General features: G+C 57.6%; 17 protein-coding genes, 2 tRNA genes and 3 rRNA genes. 5 read left to right on the top strand and 17 right to left on the bottom strand.

The window, feature by feature from the left end:
* Positions 1-645 (bottom strand): carbonate dehydratase, encoded by a 645-nt coding sequence (gene can / locus M1D68_RS04320; protein ID WP_457969398.1) that lies wholly within the window; start codon positions 643-645, stop codon positions 1-3.
* A 133-nt stretch (positions 646-778) separates the two neighbouring features.
* On the opposite strand from can, the gene M1D68_RS04315 reads away from it, so the two are divergent.
* Entirely contained in the window at positions 779-1,183 is a 405-nt protein-coding gene (locus M1D68_RS04315) for a serine kinase/phosphatase (RefSeq protein ID WP_445571320.1), read from the top strand.
* Between the two features lie 105 nt (positions 1,184-1,288).
* Here the strand turns inward: M1D68_RS04315 and rimI are convergent, their stop codons facing one another.
* Both rimI and M1D68_RS04305 read right to left on the bottom strand, forming a co-directional pair.
* Positions 1,289-1,741 (bottom strand): ribosomal protein S18-alanine N-acetyltransferase, encoded by a 453-nt coding sequence (gene rimI / locus M1D68_RS04310; RefSeq protein ID WP_420764047.1) that lies wholly within the window; start codon positions 1,739-1,741, stop codon positions 1,289-1,291.
* Positions 1,734-2,519, bottom strand: a complete 786-nt coding sequence (locus M1D68_RS04305; RefSeq protein WP_457969397.1) for an energy transducer TonB — start codon at positions 2,517-2,519, stop codon at positions 1,734-1,736. Before M1D68_RS04305 ends, rimI begins: the two co-directional genes overlap by 8 nt.
* 181 nt (positions 2,520-2,700) lie before the next feature.
* Here M1D68_RS04305 and mksB point away from each other — a divergent pair, with 181 nt between their 5' ends.
* The 3 genes from mksB to mksF are packed head-to-tail and all read left to right on the top strand — an operon-like array spanning position 2,701 to position 7,515.
* A complete protein-coding gene (gene mksB / locus M1D68_RS04300) occupies positions 2,701-3,981 on the top strand; it encodes an Mks condensin complex protein MksB (protein ID WP_434562302.1) in 1,281 nt (426 codons plus the stop codon).
* Positions 3,971-4,678 (top strand): Mks condensin complex protein MksE, encoded by a 708-nt coding sequence (mksE, locus tag M1D68_RS04295; RefSeq protein ID WP_181289764.1) that lies wholly within the window; start codon positions 3,971-3,973, stop codon positions 4,676-4,678. Before mksB ends, mksE begins: the two co-directional genes overlap by 11 nt.
* The gene (gene mksF, locus M1D68_RS04290; RefSeq protein WP_434609553.1) at positions 4,675-7,515 is read left to right on the top strand and encodes an Mks condensin complex protein MksF; all 2,841 of its coding nucleotides are present in this window, start codon (positions 4,675-4,677) and stop codon (positions 7,513-7,515) included. Before mksE ends, mksF begins: the two co-directional genes overlap by 4 nt.
* 116 nt (positions 7,516-7,631) lie before the next feature.
* Here mksF and M1D68_RS04285 read toward each other — a convergent pair whose 3' ends face one another.
* The 14 genes from M1D68_RS04285 to M1D68_RS04220 form a co-directional block, all read right to left on the bottom strand.
* The gene (locus tag M1D68_RS04285) at positions 7,632-9,935 is read right to left on the bottom strand and encodes an MlaD family protein (RefSeq protein WP_457969395.1); all 2,304 of its coding nucleotides are present in this window, start codon (positions 9,933-9,935) and stop codon (positions 7,632-7,634) included.
* Positions 9,928-10,551 carry a paraquat-inducible protein A gene (locus M1D68_RS04280; RefSeq protein ID WP_434562296.1) on the bottom strand — a complete coding sequence of 208 codons (624 nt, stop codon included), beginning with the start codon at positions 10,549-10,551 and terminating at the stop codon, positions 9,928-9,930. The genes M1D68_RS04285 and M1D68_RS04280 overlap by 8 nt, the downstream gene beginning before the upstream one ends.
* Positions 10,538-11,197: a paraquat-inducible protein A gene (locus tag M1D68_RS04275; RefSeq protein WP_434675380.1), complete on the bottom strand. Its 660-nt coding sequence runs from the start codon at positions 11,195-11,197 to the stop codon at positions 10,538-10,540. The genes M1D68_RS04280 and M1D68_RS04275 overlap by 14 nt, the downstream gene beginning before the upstream one ends.
* 150 nt (positions 11,198-11,347) lie before the next feature.
* Positions 11,348-11,463 (bottom strand): 5S ribosomal RNA (rrf, locus tag M1D68_RS04270).
* A 154-nt stretch (positions 11,464-11,617) separates the two neighbouring features.
* Positions 11,618-14,509, bottom strand: a 23S ribosomal RNA gene (locus tag M1D68_RS04265).
* Positions 14,510-14,750: 241 nt separating this feature from the next.
* Positions 14,751-14,826, bottom strand: a tRNA-Ala gene (locus M1D68_RS04260).
* A gap of 10 nt (positions 14,827-14,836) precedes the next feature.
* Positions 14,837-14,913 (bottom strand) — tRNA-Ile (locus M1D68_RS04255).
* A 123-nt stretch (positions 14,914-15,036) separates the two neighbouring features.
* A 16S ribosomal RNA gene (locus M1D68_RS04250) occupies positions 15,037-16,575 on the bottom strand.
* The 16S, 23S and 5S rRNA genes sit together here with 2 tRNA genes alongside, the layout of an rRNA operon.
* Before the next feature lie 550 nt (positions 16,576-17,125).
* Positions 17,126-17,749 (bottom strand): protein-methionine-sulfoxide reductase heme-binding subunit MsrQ, encoded by a 624-nt coding sequence (msrQ, locus tag M1D68_RS04245; protein ID WP_457969393.1) that lies wholly within the window; start codon positions 17,747-17,749, stop codon positions 17,126-17,128.
* Positions 17,749-18,762 carry a protein-methionine-sulfoxide reductase catalytic subunit MsrP gene (gene msrP, locus M1D68_RS04240; RefSeq protein ID WP_434562290.1) on the bottom strand — a complete coding sequence of 338 codons (1,014 nt, stop codon included), beginning with the start codon at positions 18,760-18,762 and terminating at the stop codon, positions 17,749-17,751. Before msrP ends, msrQ begins: the two co-directional genes overlap by 1 nt.
* A 74-nt stretch (positions 18,763-18,836) precedes the next feature.
* Positions 18,837-19,682: a CDP-diacylglycerol--serine O-phosphatidyltransferase gene (gene pssA / locus M1D68_RS04235; RefSeq protein ID WP_420767588.1), complete on the bottom strand. Its 846-nt coding sequence runs from the start codon at positions 19,680-19,682 to the stop codon at positions 18,837-18,839.
* A gap of 144 nt (positions 19,683-19,826) precedes the next feature.
* On the bottom strand, positions 19,827-20,843 hold the full coding sequence (gene ilvC, locus M1D68_RS04230) for a ketol-acid reductoisomerase (protein ID WP_003228216.1): 1,017 nt from the start codon (positions 20,841-20,843) through the stop codon (positions 19,827-19,829).
* A gap of 45 nt (positions 20,844-20,888) precedes the next feature.
* Positions 20,889-21,380, bottom strand: coding sequence for an acetolactate synthase small subunit (ilvN, locus tag M1D68_RS04225; RefSeq protein ID WP_003176102.1), 492 nt, complete (start codon positions 21,378-21,380; stop codon positions 20,889-20,891).
* A 2-nt stretch (positions 21,381-21,382) separates the two neighbouring features.
* The gene (locus M1D68_RS04220; RefSeq protein WP_420767589.1) at positions 21,383-23,107 is read right to left on the bottom strand and encodes an acetolactate synthase 3 large subunit; all 1,725 of its coding nucleotides are present in this window, start codon (positions 23,105-23,107) and stop codon (positions 21,383-21,385) included.
* A 400-nt stretch (positions 23,108-23,507) separates the two neighbouring features.
* On the opposite strand from M1D68_RS04220, the gene M1D68_RS04215 reads away from it, so the two are divergent.
* Positions 23,508-23,930 carry a DUF4124 domain-containing protein gene (locus tag M1D68_RS04215; RefSeq protein ID WP_420767590.1) on the top strand — a complete coding sequence of 141 codons (423 nt, stop codon included), beginning with the start codon at positions 23,508-23,510 and terminating at the stop codon, positions 23,928-23,930.
* The last annotated feature ends 4 nt before the right edge of the window (positions 23,931-23,934 follow it).

Raw genomic sequence — 23,934 nt, 5'->3', positions numbered from 1 at the left:
TCAGGGCGCGTCGACCGGACGTAGTCGATACTGCGGCGGCAGTTGCTCGAAGCCGCTGATCGTGGTGTCCAGGCTTTTCCAGCGGCCGTCCTTGATGCCGTAGATGCAGCCATGAATCGACAACTTCTGCCCACGGTGCCAGGCGTTCTGCACGATGCTGGTGTGGCCCACGTTCGCCACTTGCTGGATCACGTTGAGCTCGCACAAACGGTCCACGCGTTCTTCTTCGGAGGGGAGCTTGGCCAAGGCATCGCGATGCTCGTAATACAGATCGCGAATCGAGCGCAGCCAGCCGTCGATCAGGCCCAGTTGGCGGTCCTGCATCGAAGCACGCACGCCGCCGCAGCCGTAGTGACCCGTCACCAGGATGTGCTTGACCTTAAGCACGTCGACTGCGTATTGGATGACCGAAAGGCAATTCAGGTCAGTGTGCAGTACGACGTTGGCGACATTGCGGTGCACGAACAGATCACCCGGCAACATGCCAACGATTTCGTTGGCCGGTACCCGCGCATCGGAGCAGCCGATCCACAGGTATTCAGGGGTCTGCTGACGAGCCAGCTTGGCGAAGAAGTCAGGATCCTCCTGCTTGATCGCATCGGCCCAGCGCGCGTTGTTATCAATCAGATCTTGTAATTCATTCATGCTGTCCAGCCTCGATAGAGAGTGCCCAACTGTGACAGACGACCGCCGGTCGAGGTCACGTCGGCGATGCATTGGAATTCCTGGCCCCACAATCGGTCGACTCTTAGTAAGGCCCACAGTATGAGGAATTGCCATGAATGATTCACGACGTCCCTACGATGCGGTGCAACCGGAACCCATCGACGACAACGAAGACCGCATGGGCTCGATGCGTGAGCTGGAATTCGATGACGATGAATACGACGCCAGGATCGGCGATGAATTGCCGGAGGAAGAACGCGAGCAACTGATGCCGGATGAACGCGTGCGTGAAGCGGGCATGACAGGGGCCTCAATGGAAGACCGCCAGCCGACCGATGATGACATGAGCCCCGAAACCTTGATCCACGAAGACGGTGCCCGGGATGCCCACGAGGCCGGCGAGGATGAACAGGCCGATTGGGACCTGAGCGTCGTTGGAGAAGACGATATAGGTGGAGGCGACGGGTTGGACGAAGCGGAAATGGCCGATATCGATCCGCTCGACGGCAAGCGCTGACCGGTAACGCCACCGCTCCCACAGTGGTTTTGTGCTCTCAGGTTTTGGGAACGCCATTGACCCTGTGGGAGCGGGCCTGCTCGCGATGACCGCAGACCAGTCGATTCAATCCACCAGCGTACACACCATGACCACCGCATCCTCGCGCCCACCCACGGCAGGGTAATAGTCGCGGCGCCGCCCAACCTCGTTGAAGCCATAGCGCTCATACAGTCGGAACGCCGTGCGATTGCTGTCGCGCACTTCCAGGAAGCACTCACGCGCCTCGGCCTTGTAGGCAATCGACATGAGGTGTTCCAACAGCCGCAGGCCCAAGCCCCGCCCTTGGTTTTCCGGTTTGACGGTGATGTTAAGCAGGTGCGCCTCATCCAGGATGATCTGCACCACCCCATGGCCGACTTGCTGCTGGCCTTCGAACATCAGCCAGATCTGGTATTTGCCCAGCCCATCAAGAAATATCCCGCGGGTCCACGGGTGGCTATAGGCCGCGTATTCAATCTTCAGCACAGCGTCGAGGTCCGCCTCGGTCATCGGGCGGAACGATACAGCGTCACTCATTCGATTCTTTCCAGCGCGCCATCAGCCGGCGCATGGCTTGCCAGACTTCAGCCTTGCGCTGTGGCGTTTCCATTAACGATTCAAGCCCCGGCAACGCCCAGGCAGAGCCCAGGCCTTCGACCTGCAATTCACGGTAGAACGCGTCGAAGTCCGCCTCGCCAGCGAATTTCACCGCGGGCAGGCCAACCAGCCACAAGCACACACACGGTTCGTCTTCGAGCCGCGCCGAGACGAATCCCTGGACGAAATCCCGAGCCGCCTCGGGCCCCTGATCCATCGTGCCCCGCGACAACAACGGCCAGCGCACCGGTTCGCCAATGATCTGTGGGCTGTCCGGCAGGCCAGCGGCGCGCAGCATGTCTTTGAGCAACAGGTAAGCGGGATCGCGGCTTTGGAATGGCTCGCCTGTGGGTAACTCCACCAGCAACAGGCAACGCCCGGCCCGCAGCAATTGCAGGGCGAAGCGCGGCGGCGGCACATGGGCGACCTTGATCGGGGCCGGCGCTACGTCGGCCTCTTCTACCGGTTTGGCATTCGTACGGGTCGAGGCCAGGCTCGGACGCGGGACTTCGATTTTCGGCCGTTCAGCGGCAGGCGCAACCGGTTCGGCGGCAGCCTTGGCTACGGGCGCTGCGTGAGGCGGCGCGATTTCCACCGGCTCAGGCGTTTGCAACAGCTCAGGCCGCGATGGCGCGGCAAAGGGCAATTCGGTACGCGGCAGCCAATTGACCACCTGCATGGCGGTCAGATAAGCGCGGCGACGGGACTCGATAAGCAAAGGTCGGCCACTTGGGGATAACTGAAAGTGGCAGCGATTCTACCGCCCTTCGGCGCGGACCGCTTCCCTGTCGGTGGATTAGTTGATCAATACGCGACGACAGTCCGTCTCGGGGGTGAATCGCAACCGGCCCGATGCAGTACAATCGCCGCTTTTAATTGCCAACCCGACGGCCATTGCGATGATCGAACCCAAGCGCGTCTTGCGCGCCCTCGCTGAACACTGGGCATTGCTGGAACCTTTGTGTGAGCATTTCGACCAGGGCACCCTGAGCCTCAACGAATTGCGTTCACAGCTGGCCGCCCAACAATTGGACAGCACGCCCCAGGACATCACCCATCTGCTGGACGTGTGGATCCGCCTGGACATCCTCGTACCGGTAGCGAAAAGCCCGAACCGCTTCGAGCTCAACGCCCAGATCCACGATTTCCTCGCCTACCTGCGCCGCGAACACCGCTTGGGCCTGTGCCTGGAAATCGAAGCCTACCTGCGCCACCTCGAACGTCTGGCCGGCTATATCCAGGACGCCTTCGATGTGCGCGACGGCAACGACCTCGCCCGCCAGTTGCGCCTACTGGACATGCGCGTGCGCGACGTTCTCAAGAAGCTCGCCAATGACGAACAGGCGCTGGTCGCCGTCGCCGAACGGGCCAAGACCAGCGACCGGCAGATCCCGCTGCGCCAGCGCTACGCCGAAGTGCTGGCGACCTGGGACGAATACGTCGAGCCGATGATCCAGTTGGTGAACGCCGACGGCGCGTTCGAGCAAGGTGTGCGCAAGGTCGAGAATGTATTGCTGCGCATGCTCACCGAACAGCAGCGCCTCGGTCACCTGGTGGACGACGACATGCTGCTGCGCACCCACGCGCGAATCCTGGAGATGCAGACCAGCGCCCAGCTGACCCTGCGCCATGCGCGTGAGCTGCTGCTGCCGCTGCGCGAAGAGGCCCGCCGCCACAACGCCGTGACTCGTGGCGCAGCCCTGGCCCTGGCCGCCATTCGCCGTAAAGGTCTCGATGCCGTGCCGCAAGCGGCGATGCCGCTGTTCACCCGACCGCAAAGCACCTTCCTGGGCAGCGCCAGCCAGGTCGAAGCCTACGTGTATGCACTGGCCCGCTTCGAACCAAAACCGGCGCGGTTCCCCAAGTCTCACAAGACCCACAAGGGCGGCGATGCGCCGCGTGCGCCACGCACCGTGCGCGAGATGGTCGAGCGTTGCGAAGACGCCCTGCCGATGCCGGACCTGATGACGTGGCTGCTGGAGCAGGAACCGGACGGCGCCACCGACGAATTGCTGTACTGGTTCTCGCGCCTGTCGCGGGAAAAACGCTTCAAGCGCGAGCGTCTGGAACGCCGCGACTACCATACTCACGAGCATCAGGTCAGCCTGCGCTCCTTCGCCCTGCTCTCGGCCGGCGACACCGCCGCCGAGGATTCTGCGAGCATCCCCCATGCATCTTGATCTATCCGAACTGTCCCAGCTGGCGCCGATCTTCCGCGAGCTGTTCAAGGGTTATCACGTCAGCCGCCGCGACCCGGAGCTGTACGCCCAATTATCGAACTTCCAGGATCAATACCGCACGCTGTTCAAGGCCCTGGGCTTCGAGCTGGTGTGCGATACCCGCGGGTTCTATTACTTCGTGCCGGACCTGGCCGCCGCGGCCGTGAACAAGACCGCCCAGCGCCTGGCCCTGTTTACCTTCATCCTCGTCGAGCACCTGGCCGACCAGGGCCGCGACCCGATCGCCGTGCTCGACGGTGGCAGCCTGGGCCGTGATGAGCTGCCTTCGCTGCTGGAGAAATACCGCGACCTGTTCATCCAGGCCGAAGTCCAGACCCAGGAAGAGCTGGAAGAAAAAATCATGCGCCGCATGACCCAACTGGGTTTCGCCAGCGAAGAGAACGGCGTGTACCGGTTCCTGCCGCCAATGCATCGCTTCCTCGACGTCTGCCTGTCGGTCCAGCAGGACCGCGACCTGGCCGCCAGCCTGCACAGCGTGTTGCCGCTGCCAGCGCCGGTGCTGATCGACGAAGACAGCGACGAAAAACTGCTTCAGACCGATGACCCGCTGGACCTCAGTGAATTCGACGGTGAAGAAGAAAGCGAAGAAGACGCACTGGCCCGCGCCATTGCCGAAGAACAGGAGACCGACGCATGAGCAAGGAACGCTACGGCATCCGCCGCTTTGCCCTTTTGAACACCGCTGGCTACAGCCTCGGCCTGTTCCCCCTGGAGGAACCGCTGTCGGTGTACGGCGCGAACAACCTGGGTAAATCCGCCTCGATCAACGCCCTTCAGTTTCCGATCCTGGCGCGCATGTCGGACATGAGTTTCGGCAAGTACAGCCTGGAACAATCCCGGCGCTTCTACTTTGCCTCCGACACCAGCTACATTCTGGTGGAAGTCGCCCTGCCCCACGGCCCACACGTGATTGGCGTGGTAGGTCGCGGCCCTGGCGGCGGTTTCGGCCACCAGTTCTTTGCCTATGCCGGCAAACTGGACCTGGCTCATTACCAGAAAAACGACACCTGCCTGCGGCAGAAAGAACTGTTCACCAACCTGGAGCGCGAGGGCCTGAAAGCCTACGAACTCAAGCCGGATGAACTGCGTCGCCTGCTGGTGGGCGGCCACACTTCGATTCCGCTGGACCTGACGCTGATTCCGCTTCGCTCCACCAGCGAGCAAAGCCTCAAGACCTTCCGCGCGTTGTTCATCAACCTGCTGCACATGCGTGAAATCACCGCGGCCAAGCTCAAACAACTTTTCCTCGATGCGTTCGAGCACAGCCTGCGCTCCGGCAGCGTGGACTACATCGCGGCGTGCGAAGAAGCCTTCCGCGACGTACGACGCATGGAGCAGGACTACAACTCACTCGTGGCGGCCGGTCCGCTGGTGGAAGCCTTGGCCAATGGCGTGAAGCAGCGCGATGTCCTGCGGGGCAAACTGCATCGCCTCTCGCCGCTGCTCGACTCGCTGCTGGGCACCTGGTCGGATTACGCCAGTGCACGCAAGGAAGAGCTGACCATCCAAGCCGAGCATTACCGCAACGAGCAGGATTCGCTGCAGAACGACCAACGCGGCGGCACTCAGGAGCTGATGCGCCTGGAGCGGGAAATCAGCGGCATCCAGCGTTGGCTAGGCGAGCTGTCGGTGCTCAAGCATCGCTTTGCCCTGGTGGATGACGCCAAGGTCCTGGAGCAGCAACTGCTCGCCGCCAAGGACGCTCACGACGAACTGGCCGGCGCCCTGGCCCAGTCCCGTCAATTCAGCGCCGAAGACCTGGAAGAGCGCCTGCGGGACCTGGAAAAACGCCTCAAGTCGGTCAAGCAGCAACTCGACCACGCCGACAACAACAGCTACGCCCGCCTGCGCGAAGAGTTCTCCCAGCAGGACGTGGAACGCCTGATGCGCTTGTTCAACAGCGCCCTGTTCAGCCTGCCGTTGGGCGAACATGGCATCGCGCTGGATGAGAACGGCGAGTGGGTCAAGTCCATGGAGCTGATCCTCGACGGGTTCAAGGGCGAGCGGTTCGAAGTGCCGGGCCTGTCCATCGACCTGTCCCACATCGAGCCGCCGGCCCTGCAAGCCCTGGCCGACCGTGCCGCGCTGCGGGATCAGAAAGAGCGTCTGGAAAAAGAACTCAAGCAGCTCAAGACCCAGCAAGCCGTGGCCGCCGACCGCGCCGCAAGCAAGACCCAGACCGAGGCGCTGTACCAACAAGTGCTGGATGCACAGAAAGCCCTGGAAGACTTCCGTCGCACCCAGACCTTGAGTGCCGAAGAGGGCGAGAAGCTCGAGCAACTGGCGCAGATGGAAGCCGCCCAGGATGAGCTCAAGCGCTCCAGCGATGCCTTCACCGAGCGCGTCCAGCAGTTGTCCGCCAAGTTGCAACTGGTGGGCCGGCAGATCGCCGACATGGAAGCCAAGCAGCGAACCCTCGACGACGCCCTGCGCCGTCGCCAGTTGCTGCCGGCGGACCTGCCGTTCGGTACGCCATTCATGGACCCGGTCGACGATTCCATGGACAACCTGCTGCCACTGCTCAACGACTACCAGGACAGCTGGCAAGGGCTGCTGCGGGTTGACGGTCAGATCGAGGCCTTGTATGCCCAGGTACGCCTCAAGGGCGTGGCCAAGTTCGACAGCGAAGACGACATGGAGCGGCGCCTGCAACTGCTGATCAACGCCTATGCCCACCGCACCGACGAGGCCCTGACCCTGGGCAAGGCGCGCCGCGCGGCCGTCACAGACATTGCCCGAACCCTGCGCAACATCCGCAGCGACTACGACAGCCTCGAGCATCAACTGGCGCTGTTCAACCGCGAGATCAACAAGCGTCAGGTGTCCAACCTGCAGAGCTTCCGTATCGTCCTGGCGCCGAACAAGGAAGCGCTCAAGCACATCGACCAGATCATCCACAGCGCCGGCCAGTACGAGGAAGGCGAGACGCTGTCGGTTTTCGACCTCAGCCAGAGCGCCGAGCAGGACAACAAGAACGAAGAAGCCAAGGAATACCTGGCACGACTGGTGGCGGCGAACCACAACCAGCTCGGCCTCAAGGACCTGTTCGAACTGGCATTCGAGATCACCAAGGTCAATGGCCAGCCGGTGATCCACACCGACATCGACGGCGCGGCGTCCAACGGCACTACCATGACCATCAAGGCGCTGACCAACATGTACTTGTTGCTGCACCTGATGGACCGTGAACAGGCCGGCCGCGTGCGCCTGCCGTACTACCTGGACGAAGCGGCGGACATCGACGAGAAGAACCAGGCCGCACTGCTGGAAACCAGTCTGCAACTGGGCTTCGTGCCGATCCTGGCGAGCGTGAAGCCACAGGTCTGCGCCAGTGTCGCCATCGACCTGGAGGGCGGCAGCGGCCCGAACGGCATCTACATCGATGAGGCGGACTGGAAATACATTCGTCGCCATGATGCCGTGAAGGCCACGATAAACGTCCAGGCAGATGAACCGGAGCTGGATTCGGTTTGAGGTGATCATCTGGATGTGAAAAGGCCGCGATCCAATGGATCGCGGCCTTTTTTGTTATCGCATACTCAGTGGCGAGGGAGTTTGCTCCCTCGCCACGGGTGTTGCATCCGATAAGCTTACTTGGCGAGACTGATCTTGGGCGCCCAGGTCAGCCATTCATCTTCAAACTTGTCGAACAGCGGGAAGGTTTGCTCCGGGCGTGCCGGGTTGCCCATCCGCTCGCCGTCTGGCGTTGCGAATGCGATACCGCCCTGGATCAAGGTTTCAAGCGACTCGGTTCGCACCGTCGCGCCCTTGAACAGGCCGAAGTCCAGGCCGAAGCCGCTGCTGTTCCAGAAACGTGTACCGCTGCGCACCAGTGGTGCGTATTTAGGCTCGATCAGGATGTGAATCAGCACCCGGTCCGCCGTCTGGCCCAACTCGTAGCCCGTGACTTTACCCACGGTCACTTCGCGGTAGGTCACCGGCACGCCAATCTTCAACGAACCACGTCGGGCGGCACTCAACACCAGGCTCAAGCCAGCTTCGGGAACAACACTTTCGGGTGGTTCGGCCAAGGCCACGAAGTTTTTCTGTGGCCCCAGGTTCTTCGTCGCGGGCTGAACTTCGATGTACTGGCCGGTCACCAGGGTTTCCAGATTCGATGTCTTCATCAGTCCCAATTCAGGCTTGACCACCCAGAACTGAGTCCCTGTGCGTGCGATACGCTCGGGCACTTCGGTGATACGTGCGGTGACCAGCACCGACTGCATATCGGCGCTCAGGTCGACGTCCTCGATCTTGCCCACATCCAACCCCTTGAACCGGATCGGCGTGCCGCTGCGCAAACCGTCGGCACGATCGACCTTGATCGTCACGACAGTGCCTCGTTGCTGCGCGGTTTCACGATCTTCGTGCAAACGGAACCGGGGGATGCGCCGTTTCAACGGCACGTTCGGCTCAGGAGTTTCGAAAGCGATCCCCCCGGCCATCAAGCTTTGCAGGGACTCGCTCTTGACCTGTATCCCGCCGGCCAAGCCGCCCGTGAGGGTAACGCCACTGGCATTCCAGAACCGCGTGGAGCCGTTGACCAGCCCTTCGTATTCCTTCTCGATATGCACTCCGATGATCAGTTGCTTCTTCTTGCGGGAAAACTGGTAGCTCTGCACCGATCCGACCTTGACCTGTTTGTAGAGAATCGGGCTACCGACCTCCAGCGACCCGAGATTTTCGGTCAGCAAGACCAGATGCAGCCCGGGTGAACGAAGGTCCAACGGCGGCGCCTTCGCCCTGGCCTCGAACTCGCGCTGCGGCGCTCCGCCTTTGTCGCCAGGGCGCACGGCGATGTAGTTACCCTTCACCAACGCCTCCAGGCCCGTGATGCCCGCCAGGGAAATCGATGGTTTGACGACCCAGAACTGAGCGCCGGCGACCAGGTAATCTTCCGCCAACGGATCGAGCGTCAACTCGGCGCTGGCGCTGGACAGGTCCGGATCGACTTTCAACGTCTTCAGGCTGCCGACCTGGATGCCCTTGTACATCACTGGCGTACGGCCAGCCTGCAATCCCTCGAAATCACTGAGCTTGACCTTGACGCGAATCCCGGCGGCGGCTGCCTCGAAATCTTCATACAGGCGAAATGGCAGGCTTGGATCCGTCGGAGGGCTGTCCTTGCGGTTTTCCGGAGTAGCAAACGCGATGCCGCCCGCCACGATACTGGCCAGCGACTCGCTGCGTACTTTGACGCCTGACAAATTGGCATCGATGCTGATGCCGCTGGCATTCCAGAAGCGCGTGTGCTTGCGGACCAGGCTGGCATAAGTCGGCTCGATAAAGACCTTGATCTCTACTGCGCGTTGATCTTCGGACAGTGAGTAACTTTTCACCTGGCCAACTTGGATCTGTTTGTAGAAAACCGGACTGCCACGGTCCAGAGACCCCAGTCGATCGGCCTTGATCGTCAAGTGCAGGCCAGGCTTGGCGTCAGACAGCGGGGGCTCTTCGGCCAAGGCCTTGAACTTGCGAGTCGACTCGCCTTCCCCCGGGCTGATGGCGACGTAATTACCGGAAACCAACGTCTCCAACCCGGTAATCCCTGCCAGGCTCACACTTGGTTTGACCAGCCAGAAACGTGTGCCGGTCTTGAGATATTGCTCGACTTCCTTGTTCATCTCGATGGTCGCAATGACCCCCTTCGAATTCCCTTCATCATCAAGCGTGAGGTCCTTCACCTTACCGACCGTCATGCCTTTGTAGACGACCTCTGTCTTGTTGACCTGGATGCCCTCACCGCTTTCAAAACGCACGTTGATCTCAATACCGGTCTCGTTATAAGCACGCCAGCCAAGCCAGCCGCCAATAATCAAGGCAATCAACGGCAGGACCCAGATGGCCGACCAATTTGAAGCCGGTCGGGTTTTAGCAGTAGGCAAATCAGTCATGGTCGTCATCCGACTCCGTGTTATCCCAAATCAGTCGGGGATCGAAGGTTACTGCGGCAATCATTGTCAGGATCACCACGCTGGCAAACGCGATGGCGCCAAGACCGGCTTCGACACTGGCAAGCCGGCCGAAATTCACCACCGCCACCAGAATGGCGATTACAAAAATATCCAGCATCGACCAGCGGCCGATAAACTCAATGAAGCGATACATCAGGATGCGCTGGCGCGCCGACATGGGTTGGTGACGTTGCACGGAAAACAGCAGCAATGCGATACCGACCAACTTGAAGGTGGGGACTACGATACTGGCAATGAACACCACCGCTGCAATGGGAATCATGCCGTGTTGAACCAGCTCGATAACACCCGCCATGATGGTGCTGGGCGCGCCCTGGCCGAGCGAGTTGATGGTCATGATTGGCAGTACGTTGGCAGGGATATAGATAATCGCTGCCGTGATCAGCAATGCCCAGGTCCGCATCAAGCTGTTGGGACGCCGAGGGTGAATACGAGCGCCACAACGAGTGCAGACTTGCTTCTGGGCGGCGTCGTCCTGCCGATTCAATTCATGACATTCAGTGCAAACCAAAATGCCCGCATCAATTGCTCGCATGGACGTCTTCCCCTGACAACGCGTGCCAGATCTGGTGCGGTGACATCACCACTTCCAGCCAGACCTGAACCAGTAACAAGCTGATAAAGCACACCAGGCCCAACCCCACGGTAATCGCCGCCATGTCCGCAAGTTTGACGATGGCAACCAGTACGCCCATGAGATAAACCTCGAGCATCCCCCAATCCCTTAGATGATGATAAATGCGATACCACAACAAGCCGTAACTTCTTCCAATGTTCCAGCGGATGGTCAGCAGTACAGCCAATTGGCAAAGCAACTTGAGCAACGGAATGCCCATGCTGCATAGAAATACCACCACCGATACACCTTGCATTCCGGTGCCGAACAGACCGACCACGCCACTCCAGACGGTGTCTTGGGCGGATTGTCCGAGCAGATTGAGCTGCATGATGGGTAAAAAGTTCGCGGGTACATACAACAGCAGAGCGGCGACAACCAGGGCAAGGCTGCGATCAATCACATTGTGCCGGTGGGCGTAGAGCTCGTATCCACAGCGCGGGCATTCGGCTTTCTCGCCATTGGCCAACTGAGGCTTGCGCATCAACAGGTCACACTCATGACACGCTACCAGATCGTCCAGGGGTAGATCTGACAACCTATCAATGTCTGACGGATCGGGCATAAACAGCTCTGGGCTCAACTAAGGTGCGGCTATTCTAGTGCTGCGGCTCAAAAATAACTGTGCAAATTTAACATGAGCCGTCGCGGATTTTTATGACGAGCAAAAACAAAACCCCTACCTGCATCAGCAGATAGGGGTTTCGGAATTTAATCTTGACGATGACCTACTCTCACATGGGGAAACCCCACACTACCATCGGCGATGCATCGTTTCACTTCTGAGTTCGGGATGGGATCAGGTGGTTCCAATGCTCTATGGTCGTCAAGAAATTCGGTAGCCAGCGCGTGCCTTACGGTCACGTTCCAGCAAATGGGTATGTGATAGCGTGTTGCTTGTGAGTATCTCGAACTTTCGGTTCGTTTCGTCTTCACAACACCGCAATCTGGCCTCTTTCGAGTCTACAAATTGCTTGGGTGTTATATGGTCAAGCCTCACGGGCAATTAGTACAGGTTAGCTCAACGCCTCACAGCGCTTACACACCCTGCCTATCAACGTCGTAGTCTTCGACGGCCCTTCAGGGAGCTCAAGGCTCCAGTGAGATCTCATCTTGAGGCAAGTTTCCCGCTTAGATGCTTTCAGCGGTTATCTTTTCCGAACATAGCTACCCGGCAATGCCACTGGCGTGACAACCGGAACACCAGAGGTTCGTCCACTCCGGTCCTCTCGTACTAGGAGCAGCCCCTCTCAAATCTCAAACGTCCACGGCAGATAGGGACCGAACTGTCTCACGACGTTCTAAACCCAGCTCGCGTACCACTTTAAATGGCGAACAGCCATACCCTTGGGACCGGCTTCAGCCCCAGGATGTGATGAGCCGACATCGAGGTGCCAAACACCGCCGTCGATATGAACTCTTGGGCGGTATCAGCCTGTTATCCCCGGAGTACCTTTTATCCGTTGAGCGATGGCCCTTCCATACAGAACCACCGGATCACTAAGACCTACTTTCGTACCTGCTCGACGTGTCTGTCTCGCAGTCAAGCGCGCTTTTGCCTTTATACTCTACGACCGATTTCCGACCGGTCTGAGCGCACCTTCGTACTCCTCCGTTACTCTTTAGGAGGAGACCGCCCCAGTCAAACTACCCACCATACACTGTCCTCGATCCGGATAACGGACCTGAGTTAGAACCTCAAAGTTGCCAGGGTGGTATTTCAAGGATGGCTCCACGCAGACTGGCGTCCACGCTTCAAAGCCTCCCACCTATCCTACACAAGCAAATTCAAAGTCCAGTGCAAAGCTATAGTAAAGGTTCACGGGGTCTTTCCGTCTAGCCGCGGATACACTGCATCTTCACAGCGATTTCAATTTCACTGAGTCTCGGGTGGAGACAGCGCCGCCATCGTTACGCCATTCGTGCAGGTCGGAACTTACCCGACAAGGAATTTCGCTACCTTAGGACCGTTATAGTTACGGCCGCCGTTTACCGGGGCTTCGATCAAGAGCTTCGCGTTAGCTAACCCCATCAATTAACCTTCCGGCACCGGGCAGGCGTCACACCCTATACGTCCACTTTCGTGTTTGCAGAGTGCTGTGTTTTTAATAAACAGTCGCAGCGGCCTGGTATCTTCGACCGGCGTGGGCTTACGCAGCAAGTGCTTCACCCTCACCGGCGCACCTTCTCCCGAAGTTACGGTGCCATTTTGCCTAGTTCCTTCACCCGAGTTCTCTCAAGCGCCTTGGTATTCTCTACCCAACCACCTGTGTCGGTTTGGGGTACGGTTCCTGGTTACCTGAAGCTTAGAAGCTTTTCTTGGAAGCATGGCATCAACCACTTCGTCACCCAAAGGGTAACTCGTCATCAGCTCTCGGCCTTGAGATCCCGGATTTACCTAAGATCTCAGCCTACCACCTTAAACTTGGACAACCAACGCCAAGCTGGCCTAGCCTTCTCCGTCCCTCCATCGCAATAACCAGAAGTACAGGAATATTAACCTGTTTTCCATCGACTACGCTTTTCAGCCTCGCCTTAGGGACCGACTAACCCTGCGTCGATTAACGTTGCGCAGGAAACCTTGGTCTTTCGGCGTGGGTGTTTTTCACACCCATTGTCGTTACTCATGTCAGCATTCGCACTTCTGATACCTCCAGCAAGCTTCTCAACTCACCTTCACAGGCTTACAGAACGCTCCTCTACCGCATCACTTACGTGATACCCGTAGCTTCGGTGTATGGTTTGAGCCCCGTTACATCTTCCGCGCAGGCCGACTCGACTAGTGAGCTATTACGCTTTCTTTAAAGGGTGGCTGCTTCTAAGCCAACCTCCTAGCTGTCTAAGCCTTCCCACATCGTTTCCCACTTAACCATAACTTTGGGACCTTAGCTGACGGTCTGGGTTGTTTCCCTTTTCACGACGGACGTTAGCACCCGCCGTGTGTCTCCCATGCTCGGCACTTGTAGGTATTCGGAGTTTGCATCGGTTTGGTAAGTCGGGATGACCCCCTAGCCGAAACAGTGCTCTACCCCCTACAGTGATACATGAGGCGCTACCTAAATAGCTTTCGAGGAGAACCAGCTATCTCCGAGCTTGATTAGCCTTTCACTCCGATCCACAGGTCATCCGCTAACTTTTCAACGGTAGTCGGTTCGGTCCTCCAGTCAGTGTTACCTAACCTTCAACCTGCCCATGGATAGATCGCCCGGTTTCGGGTCTATTCCCAGCGACTAGACGCCCTATTAAGACTCGCTTTCGCTACGCCTCCCCTATTCGGTTAAGCTCGCCACTGAAAATAAGTCGCTGACCCATTATACAAAAGGTACGCAGTCACCCAACAAAGTGGGCTCCCACTGCTTGTACGCATACGGTTTCAGGATCTATTTCACTCCCCTCTCCGGGGTTCTTTTCGCCTTTCCCTCACGGTACTAGTTCACTATCGGTCAGTCAGTAGTATTTAGCCTTGGAGGATGGTCCCCCCATATTCAGACAAAGTTTCTCGTGCTCCGTCCTACTCGATTTTACTTCTAAGATCCTTTCGCGTACAGGGCTATCACCCACTATGGCCGCACTTTCCAGAGCGTTCCGCTAAAATCAAAGAAGCTTAAGGGCTAGTCCCCGTTCGCTCGCCACTACTAAGGGAATCTCGGTTGATTTCTTTTCCTCAGGGTACTTAGATGTTTCAGTTCCCCTGGTTCGCTTCTTGCACCTATGTATTCAGTACAAGATAACCATCTTATGATGGCTGGGTTCCCCCATTCAGACATCTCCGGATCACAGTCTGTTTGCCGACTCCCCGAAGCTTTTCGCAGGCTACCACGTCTTTCATCGCCTCTGACTGCCAAGGCATCCACCGTATGCGCTTCTTCACTTGACCATATAACCCCAAGCAATCTGGTTATACTGTGAAGACGACATTCGCCGAAAATTCGATCTGGCTCTAAGAGCCACTCACAAATTTTACCTTAGCCTGATCCGTTACCAGTGAAAGTAACGTTCAGTCTATCTTTCTATCACATACCCAAATTTTTAAAGAACGATCTAATCAAAAGACTAGAAATCAACATTCATCATCCAGCGGATGGAACGCTCATTTCTAAGCTTTCAGAAGCAGTTTATGGTGGAGCCAAGCGGGATCGAACCGCTGACCTCCTGCGTGCAAGGCAGGCGCTCTCCCAGCTGAGCTATGGCCCCATAACAAAATTGGTGGGTCTGGGCAGATTCGAACTGCCGACCTCACCCTTATCAGGGGTGCGCTCTAACCAACTGAGCTACAGACCCAATTTCGAGCTTGTAACTGTTAGCTGTGAGCTATCAGCTTGGAGCTTAAAGCTGCTTCTATCGTCTTCTTCAATGAATCAAGCAATTCGTGTGGGAGCTCATGAAGCCGCTGCTGTCGTCGATTAAGGAGGTGATCCAGCCGCAGGTTCCCCTACGGCTACCTTGTTACGACTTCACCCCAGTCATGAATCACACCGTGGTAACCGTCCCCCCGAAGGTTAGACTAGCTACTTCTGGTGCAACCCACTCCCATGGTGTGACGGGCGGTGTGTACAAGGCCCGGGAACGTATTCACCGCGACATTCTGATTCGCGATTACTAGCGATTCCGACTTCACGCAGTCGAGTTGCAGACTGCGATCCGGACTACGATCGGTTTTGTGGGATTAGCTCCACCTCGCGGCTTGGCAACCCTCTGTACCGACCATTGTAGCACGTGTGTAGCCCAGGCCGTAAGGGCCATGATGACTTGACGTCATCCCCACCTTCCTCCGGTTTGTCACCGGCAGTCTCCTTAGAGTGCCCACCATAACGTGCTGGTAACTAAGGACAAGGGTTGCGCTCGTTACGGGACTTAACCCAACATCTCACGACACGAGCTGACGACAGCCATGCAGCACCTGTCTCAATGCTCCCGAAGGCACCAATCCATCTCTGGAAAGTTCATTGGATGTCAAGGCCTGGTAAGGTTCTTCGCGTTGCTTCGAATTAAACCACATGCTCCACCGCTTGTGCGGGCCCCCGTCAATTCATTTGAGTTTTAACCTTGCGGCCGTACTCCCCAGGCGGTCAACTTAATGCGTTAGCTGCGCCACTAAGAGCTCAAGGCTCCCAACGGCTAGTTGACATCGTTTACGGCGTGGACTACCAGGGTATCTAATCCTGTTTGCTCCCCACGCTTTCGCACCTCAGTGTCAGTATCAGTCCAGGTGGTCGCCTTCGCCACTGGTGTTCCTTCCTATATCTACGCATTTCACCGCTACACAGGAAATTCCACCACCCTCTACCATACTCTAGCTCGACAGTTTTGAATGCAGTTCCCAGGTTGAGCCCGGGGATTTCACATCCAACTTAACGAACCACCTACGCGCGCTTTACGCCCAGTAATTCCGATTAACGCTTGCACCCTCTGTATTACCGCGGCTGCTGGCACAGAGTTAGCCGGTGCTTATTCTGTCGGTAACGTCAAAACACTAACGTATTAGGTTAATGCCCTTCCTCCCAACTTAAAGTGCTTTACAATCCGAAGACCTTCTTCACACACGCGGCATGGCTGGATCAGGCTTTCGCCCATTGTCCAATATTCCCCACTGCTGCCTCCCGTAGGAGTCTGGACCGTGTCTCAGTTCCAGTGTGACTGATCATCCTCTCAGACCAGTTACGGATCGTCGCCTTGGTGAGCCATTACCTCACCAACTAGCTAATCCGACCTAGGCTCATCTGATAGCGCAAGGCCCGAAGGTCCCCTGCTTTCTCCCGTAGGACGTATGCGGTATTAGCGTCCGTTTCCGAGCGTTATCCCCCACTACCAGGCAGATTCCTAGGCATTACTCACCCGTCCGCCGCTCGCCACCAGGTACAAGTACCCGTGCTGCCGCTCGACTTGCATGTGTTAGGCCTGCCGCCAGCGTTCAATCTGAGCCATGATCAAACTCTTCAGTTCAAACATCTTTGGGTTTTGAGAAAACCCTAAACTTGGCTCAGCAATCGTTGGTTACATCTTTGATTTCTCGCGGAGTAACTTGTGATGCTGATAATCTGTTGACTAGCAGTCTGACTCCACAAGCACCCACACGAATTGCTTGATTCAGTTGTTAAAGAGCGGTGGGTTGAGCCTTTCGTCTCAACCGAGGCGCGCATTCTACAGCGCCCCGTGTATCTGTCAAGCGGTTATTTTAAGAAGTTTTCAAAGTTTCGCTTGGAAATCCTTAACAACTTCAACCACTTGCGCTTTCGATCTCTCGTTAGCGGGAGGCGAATTCTACAGCGTTACTCGCTGCTGTCAACACCTCTTTTTTACCGCTTTCGACCGAGAGGATCGAACCGTCGATAGCGCCCAACAAACCGGCCTACCCACTCCTTCTGCGCTTCGATGAACTGAAGCGAAGCACTTACCGAAACTTAGTTAACTCATTGAAACTCAAGGAGTTTTCCGTTTCGACTGCGCCGGAAGTGGGGCGAATTATAGACATCCAGAATTTGCCGTCAACCCTTTATTTCGTTTTTATTACCGACGGGATCTTCTTGCCGATTAAACGAGGGATCCGCCGCGCAACCGGTCCAATCCTCAGCACCAACAATACGCCGCCTATAAAGGCATATATCGACCACTCCTTGAGATCCGCTCGCACGATCCACAACATATGCAGCAAACCAAGCCCGAGGATCAGGTAGGCCAGCCGATGCAGCTTTTTCCAGCGGGCTCCAAGTCGCCTTTGACTATAACGATTGGACGTTACTGCCAAGGCCAGCAGGCCAAGAAAGCCGAGCGATCCAACGATGATGTAGGGCCGTTTGCTCAGCTCGACGCCTAATTGCGACCAATCGAACCCCAGGATGAACGCCGCATATCCACCCAGATGCAACACGACGTAAGCAAAGCACCACAACCCCAACTGTCGTCTTACAGCAATCCACCCAGCCCAGCCGGTCAGCTTCTGCAGCGGCGTCATGCTCAATGTGATCAATAGCAGTACCAGGGTTCCCAACCCGAGTCGATCCACCAGCACCTTGCCTGGATCCGGTCCCAACGAATTCATCAACGCTTCGTAAAGCCAAAGCAATGGCCATATCGCCGCTGCGACGAAAACGCCTATCCGCCATGCCAGGAAACGCATCAGTAGTCTTTCCTCAGATCCATCCCTGCATATAAAGAAGCCACTTCCTCCTGGTATCCGTTGAACATCAAGGTATCGCGCACATTGGGGCTCAACAGACCGCTTGGCAAACGACGCTCTCGCGCCTGGGTCCAGCGGGGATGATCGACGGTGGGATTCACGTTCGCATAAAAGCCGTACTCATCGGAGGCGATGCTTTGCCAGGTGGTCTTGGGCTGCTCGCCCACCAGGCTGATGCGCACGATGGACTTGACGCTCTTGAAGCCATACTTCCACGGCACCACCAACCGTAAAGGAGCGCCATTCTGGTTAGGCAGCTCCCTTCCGTACATACCAACCGCCAGGATGGCCAGCGGGTTCATCGCTTCATCCAACCGCAAACCTTCCACGTAGGGCCAATCGATCAATGCGAAACCTGAACGCTGGCCTGGCATGGTCTTGGGGTCCTGCAAAGTTTCAAAACGAATGTATTTGGCCTTGGACGTCGGCTCGACTTGCTTGAGTAACGCGGATATGGGGAAACCAATCCAAGGGATGACCATTGACCAAGCCTCGACGCAGCGCAAACGGTAGATACGCTCTTCGAGCTGATAAGGCTTCATGAAATCTTCCAGTCCATAGCGCCCCGGCTTGCCCACCTCGCCATCCACCACTACGGTCCAGGGCTCGGTTTTCAACGATCCCGCATTGGCTGCCGGATCGCCTTTGTCAGTGCCGAACTCATAAAAGTTGTTGTAGTGGGTGGCATCCTTGAAGGGTGTGATCGCCTCCCCCTTGGCGGTCACCGCATCCCATTGGGTAGCAGGCAGCTTATCGGCAAACCAGGACGGCGCGTTTCCAGGCTCCACATTGGGATAACGCGCCACATCAGCGGCGCCGGCCCAGCGCGGCAGGCTGCTTATGGCAACGCCAGCCACGGCGGCCCCCAGCATCTGGCGACGGGATAGATAAAGGGATTCGGGCGTGACGTCCGACTCATGACAATCGGACGACTTGGGGATCTTGATCAGCATGACGACTCCGCAGCATTGGGGGGAGATGCACCAATAGACTGCGGAGTATGGGGGAAATTAGATTAAGGCAACATTTAGCGGCGGCGAAGACGCAACAAATATTGCACCGGACCGGAAGCGGCATAGGCGAGGAAGACCAGCAGCAGGATACGTGGCGGATCGCTGAACACCACCGCAAACACCAGTACTACGGCCAGGATGGCCACGAACGGCACACGGCCCTTCAGGTCCAGCTCCTTGAAGCTGTTGTACTTGATGTTGCTGACCATCAGCATTCCGGCCGCCGCGACCAACAATGCGACCAAAAACGACATCTTCGAGCCCTGGATCCCGTAGTCGCTGAACGCCCAGACCACCCCCGCCACGACCCCTGCAGCCGCAGGACTGGCGAGACCAATGAAGTAGCGCTTGTCCGCAGTGCCGACCTGGGTATTGAAACGCGCCAGACGTAACGCGGCACCGGCTACATAGATGAAGGCAACCATCCAGCCGACCTTGCCCATGTCACCCAGCGCCCAGCCGAATGCCAGCAACGCAGGGGCGACACCGAACGCAACCATGTCGGACAGAGAATCGTATTCGGCACCGAATGCACTCTGGGTGTTGGTCATGCGGGCCACGCGCCCATCCAGGCCATCGAGCACCATGGCGACGAAAATCGCAATCGCGGCAAAAGCGAAGTAGCGACTCGCCCCAGCGCTGTCACCCGCACTTAATGCCGCCTGGGCACTCATGGAGCTGATGATGGAATAGAAACCGGCGAACAGGTTCGCGGTGGTAAACAGGTTCGGCAGCAGATAGATGCCACGATGCCGGACCTTACGGCCTTCCGCGTCATGCCCCTCTTCGACATGCTCGTCGATAGGCAACAGGCTTTCGGCGTCAGGAGCCTGGTTCGGCTCGTCGGGACGTTCGCTCATGGACAGTACCTTGCAACGGTGTGAAAAATTCGACAGGTGCCCGGGGCGACGGTTCGACCCCAAACGATGCAGCTTTATACCAGAAGCCGACGCCCAAACGAAAAAACGCGGCCTGGGCCGCGTTTTTTCGATCAAGCTCGCGACTCAGTTCTTGGCTTTGTCGACGATCTTGTTGGCACCGATCCACGGCATCATGGAGCGCAGTTGCTCGCCGATGATCTCGATACCATGAGCGGCGTTGTTACGACGCTTGGCGGTCATCGAAGGATAGCCGGTAGCACCTTCGCTGATGAACATCTTGGCGTATTCGCCGTCCTGAATACGTTTCAGGGCATTGCGCATGGCCTGACGGGACTCGGCGTTGATGACTTCCGGACCGGTCACGTACTCGCCGTACTCGGCGTTGTTGGAGATCGAGTAGTTCATGTTGGCAATACCGCCTTCGTACATGAGGTCAACGATCAGCTTCAGTTCGTGCAGGCATTCGAAGTAGGCCATTTCAGGCGCATAGCCTGCTTCAACCAAGGTTTCGAAACCAGCTTTCACCAGCTCAACGGTACCACCGCACAAAACGGCTTGCTCGCCGAACAGGTCGGTTTCAGTCTCGTCCTTGAAGGTGGTTTCGATGATGCCGGTACGACCGCCACCAACACCGGCAGCGTAGGACAGGGCCACGTTCTTGGCGTTGCCGGACGCATCCTGGTAAATCGCGATCAGGTCAGGGATACCGCCGCCCTTGACGAACTCGGAGCGTACGGTGTGGCCCGGTGCCTTCGGCGCGATCATGATCACGTCTAGGTCGGCGCGTGGCACAACCTGGTTATAGTGGATCGCGAAGCCGTGGGAGAAGGCCAGGGTGGCGCCTTTCTTGATGTTCGGCTCGATTTCGTTCTTGTACAGCGACGATTGGAACTCGTCCGGGGTCAGGATCATGACCAGGTCGGCAGCGGCTACGGCGGAAGCCACGTCGGTGACTTTCAGGCCATGGGCCTCGGCCTTGGCAACAGTGGCCGAGCCTTTACGCAGGCCCACGGTCACGTCAACGCCGGAGTCTTTCAGGTTGCACGCCTGGGCGTGACCTTGAGAACCGTAGCCGATGATGGCGACTTTCTTGCCCTGGATGATCGACAGGTCGCAATCTTTATCGTAGAAAACTTTCATGAATTTCCCCTATATCCGGCCGTTCCGGCCATTCGCTAATTTGGTTTAGATGCTCAGTACTTTGTCGCCACGGGCAATCCCGGTGACGCCACTGCGTACGGTTTCCAAAATCGAGGCAGTGCCGATCGATTGAATGAAGCTGTCGAGCTTGTCGCTGGTACCGGTCAACTGAACGGTATAGACGCTGGCGCTGACATCGACGATCTGCCCACGATAAATATCGGTAGTGCGTTTGATCTCGGCGCGCTGGGCACCGGTGGCCTTGACCTTGACCAACATCAGTTCGCGTTCGATGTGAGCGCTTTCCGACAGGTCCACCAGCTTGACCACCTCGATCAGCTTGTTCAGGTTCTTGGTGATCTGCTCGATGACTTCATCGTGGCCCACGGTGGTCAGCGTCAGACGCGACAAGGTCGGATCCTCCGTTGGTGCCACGGTCAGGCTTTCGATGTTGTAGTTGCGCTGTGAGAACAGGCCCACTACGCGAGACAGAGCACCCGGTTCGTTTTCCAGAAGCAAGGAAATAATGTGTCGCATGATTAGGTACGCTCCGTCTTGCTCAGCCACATATCGCGCATGGAGCCGTCTTTGATCTGCATCGGGTAGACGTGCTCGCTGGTGTCGACCTGGATGTCCAGAAACACCAGTCGATCCTTCATGGCGAAGGCTTCTTCGAGCCCGGACTTCAAGTCCTTCAGGTCAGTGATGCGGATGCCGACGTGACCATAGGCCTCGACCAGCTTGACGAAATCCGGCAACGACTCCATGTAGGAGTGCGAGTGACGGCTGCCGTAGCTCATGTCCTGCCACTGGCGAACCATGCCCAGTACACCGTTGTTCAGGTTGACGATTTTCACCGGCAGACCGTATTGCAGGCAGGTCGACAGCTCCTGGATATTCATCTGGATGCTGCCTTCACCCGTCACACAGGCAACATCGTTGTCCGGGAAGCTCAACTTGACGCCCATGGCCGCCGGGAATCCGAAGCCCATGGTGCCGAGGCCGCCGGAGTTGATCCAGCGGTTGGGTTTGTTGAACTTGTAGTACTGCGCCGCGAACATCTGGTGCTGGCCCACGTCCGACGTCACGAAGGCGTCGCCGTTGGTCACTTCGCACAACGTCTCGATGACGGTCTGCGGCTTGATTACGCTGCCGTCGCCCTTGTCGTACGGGAACAGGCCCCGATCGCCACGCCATTCATCGACCTGCTTCCACCAACTGGCCACGGCATCTTTGTTAGGAGCCTCGCCAATTTCCTTGAGGATCGCGACCATCTCGGTCAGCACGCTCTCGACAGGACCCACAATCGGCACGTCTGCCTTGATGGTCTTGGAGATGGACGCCGGATCGATATCGATGTGGATGATCTTGGCGTTCGGACAGAACTTCGCCGGACCGTTGATGACACGGTCGTCGAAGCGAGCGCCCACGGCCAGGATCACATCGGCATGGTGCATCGCCAGGTTGGCGGTGTAGCTGCCGTGCATGCCGAGCATGCCGATGAACTGGCGGTCGGTACCTGGGTAGGCGCCGAGCCCCATCAGCGTATTTGTAACAGGCAGGTTGAGCATCTTGGCCAGTTCGGTCAGGGGCTCAGAACCACCGCCGAGGATCACGCCACCGCCGGAATAGAGCACTGGACGCTTGGCCGCCAGCAGCATTTCGGCAGCCTTGCGGATTTGTCCCGAGTGACCGCGCACGGCCGGGCTGTAGGAGCGCAGCTTGGCTTTCTTCGGATAGATGTATTCGAACTTCTCGGCCGGGTTGGTCATGTCTTTTGGCACGTCGACCACGACAGGGCCAGGACGACCGGACTCGGCCAGGTAGAACGCCTTTTTCATGACCTCCGGGATTTCCGAAGCGTGCTTGATCATGAAGCTGTGCTTCACGATCGGCCGGGAGATACCGATCATGTCGGTTTCCTGGAACGCATCGGTGCCGACCATGGTGCTGGGCACCTGGCCAGAGATGATCACCATTGGAATCGAGTCCATATAGGCCGTGGCGATACCGGTAATGGCGTTCGTGGCGCCGGGGCCGGATGTCACCAGAACCACGCCGGCCTTGCCGGTGGCTCGGGCATAGCCGTCAGCCATGTGGGTGGCCGCTTGTTCGTGGCGAACCAGGATGTGGGTCACTTCCGGTTCTTTGAACAGGGCATCATAGACATGAAGAAGAGCACCACCGGGGTACCCGTAGATATATTTGACGCCTTCGTCACGCAAGAAGCGGACGAGCATCTCACCGCCAGATAAAAGCTCCACGTTGTTCACCTCTAAAACGCCAGAATACCGACCCATGGGAAAGGGACGGGTCTTAATAGGTTTACTTCTCGGCAGAGCATGAGCGACGGTGGTCGCCGACTACGTCAGCACTGACTGAGCAAGTATTGGGATCGTCCCAAGTGTTGCGGGCCTTTCCCACCCAGCGCGAGGTAACGCGTTGCGGGTGTAACAGGTCGGCGCGGATGTGCGCCTCATGATCTGCCGAGTGGGTCTGCTTCTGGCAGTCCCTCTACAGCGGACTTTGGATTCTTCTGTTTCGCCCTCTGCAAGTCAAGTCGTCAATGTGCTTTATTGAAGTAAGCACATGAGAACGCAAGAAAAAACCTTTAAACGGCTACTCTGTTAGCTTCGATTGCGCAACCCAGGACAAGGAAACAGCATGCGAATGATGTTATTGACGGCCAGCCTGTTGGTGGGCCTGAGCCCAATGAGCATGGCCGGCCAGATCTTCAAGTGGGTCGATGCCCAAGGCGTGACCCATTTCGGCGCCCAGCCGCCCGAGGGCGTCCAAGCGACCACCGTGGGCAAATCCGCGACGCCCGCCCCCAAACCTGCGGCGCCAGCTTCAGGAGGAGTCATTGGCGACCAGAAAACCATCGATCAGCAGGTAAAACAGCAGGTTGCTGAACAGGAAGCTCAACTCAAGGCGTTTTGCGAACAGGCACGGACAAACCTGGCGCAGCTGCAGAACAACCCTAGGGTACGGGAAGAGGTGGAAGGCGAAATGCGCCGGCTTACCGACGAAGAGCGGCGCCAGCGCATCGATGAAACCCGTGCGCAGATCGACGAGAACTGCCAGTGAGTAC

Source organism: Pseudomonas sp. R4-84 (genome assembly GCF_054130985.1).
The sequence above is the reverse complement of the archived record's forward strand: the minus strand, read 5'-3'. Positions and strand labels throughout refer to the sequence as shown.

What these genes read in the sequence shown, in the direction of transcription:
- M1D68_RS04215 (WP_420767590.1), top strand. Translation starts at nt 23,508, where the DNA reads ATGCGAATGATGTTATTGACGGCCAGCCTGTTGGTGGGCCTGAGCCCA.
- mksB (WP_434562302.1), top strand. Translation starts at nt 2,701, where the DNA reads ATGATCGAACCCAAGCGCGTCTTGCGCGCCCTCGCTGAACACTGGGCA.
- msrQ (WP_457969393.1), bottom strand. Translation starts at nt 17,749, where the DNA reads ATGCGTTTCCTGGCATGGCGGATAGGCGTTTTCGTCGCAGCGGCGATA.
- ilvN (WP_003176102.1), bottom strand. Translation starts at nt 21,380, where the DNA reads ATGCGACACATTATTTCCTTGCTTCTGGAAAACGAACCGGGTGCTCTG.
- M1D68_RS04275 (WP_434675380.1), bottom strand. Translation starts at nt 11,197, where the DNA reads ATGCCCGATCCGTCAGACATTGATAGGTTGTCAGATCTACCCCTGGAC.
- rimI (WP_420764047.1), bottom strand. Translation starts at nt 1,741, where the DNA reads ATGAGTGACGCTGTATCGTTCCGCCCGATGACCGAGGCGGACCTCGAC.
- M1D68_RS04285 (WP_457969395.1), bottom strand. Translation starts at nt 9,935, where the DNA reads ATGACTGATTTGCCTACTGCTAAAACCCGACCGGCTTCAAATTGGTCG.
- can (WP_457969398.1), bottom strand. Translation starts at nt 645, where the DNA reads ATGAATGAATTACAAGATCTGATTGATAACAACGCGCGCTGGGCCGAT.
- M1D68_RS04280 (WP_434562296.1), bottom strand. Translation starts at nt 10,551, where the DNA reads ATGCGAGCAATTGATGCGGGCATTTTGGTTTGCACTGAATGTCATGAA.
- mksE (WP_181289764.1), top strand. Translation starts at nt 3,971, where the DNA reads ATGCATCTTGATCTATCCGAACTGTCCCAGCTGGCGCCGATCTTCCGC.
- ilvC (WP_003228216.1), bottom strand. Translation starts at nt 20,843, where the DNA reads ATGAAAGTTTTCTACGATAAAGATTGCGACCTGTCGATCATCCAGGGC.
- msrP (WP_434562290.1), bottom strand. Translation starts at nt 18,762, where the DNA reads ATGCTGATCAAGATCCCCAAGTCGTCCGATTGTCATGAGTCGGACGTC.
- mksF (WP_434609553.1), top strand. Translation starts at nt 4,675, where the DNA reads ATGAGCAAGGAACGCTACGGCATCCGCCGCTTTGCCCTTTTGAACACC.
- pssA (WP_420767588.1), bottom strand. Translation starts at nt 19,682, where the DNA reads ATGAGCGAACGTCCCGACGAGCCGAACCAGGCTCCTGACGCCGAAAGC.
- M1D68_RS04315 (WP_445571320.1), top strand. Translation starts at nt 779, where the DNA reads ATGAATGATTCACGACGTCCCTACGATGCGGTGCAACCGGAACCCATC.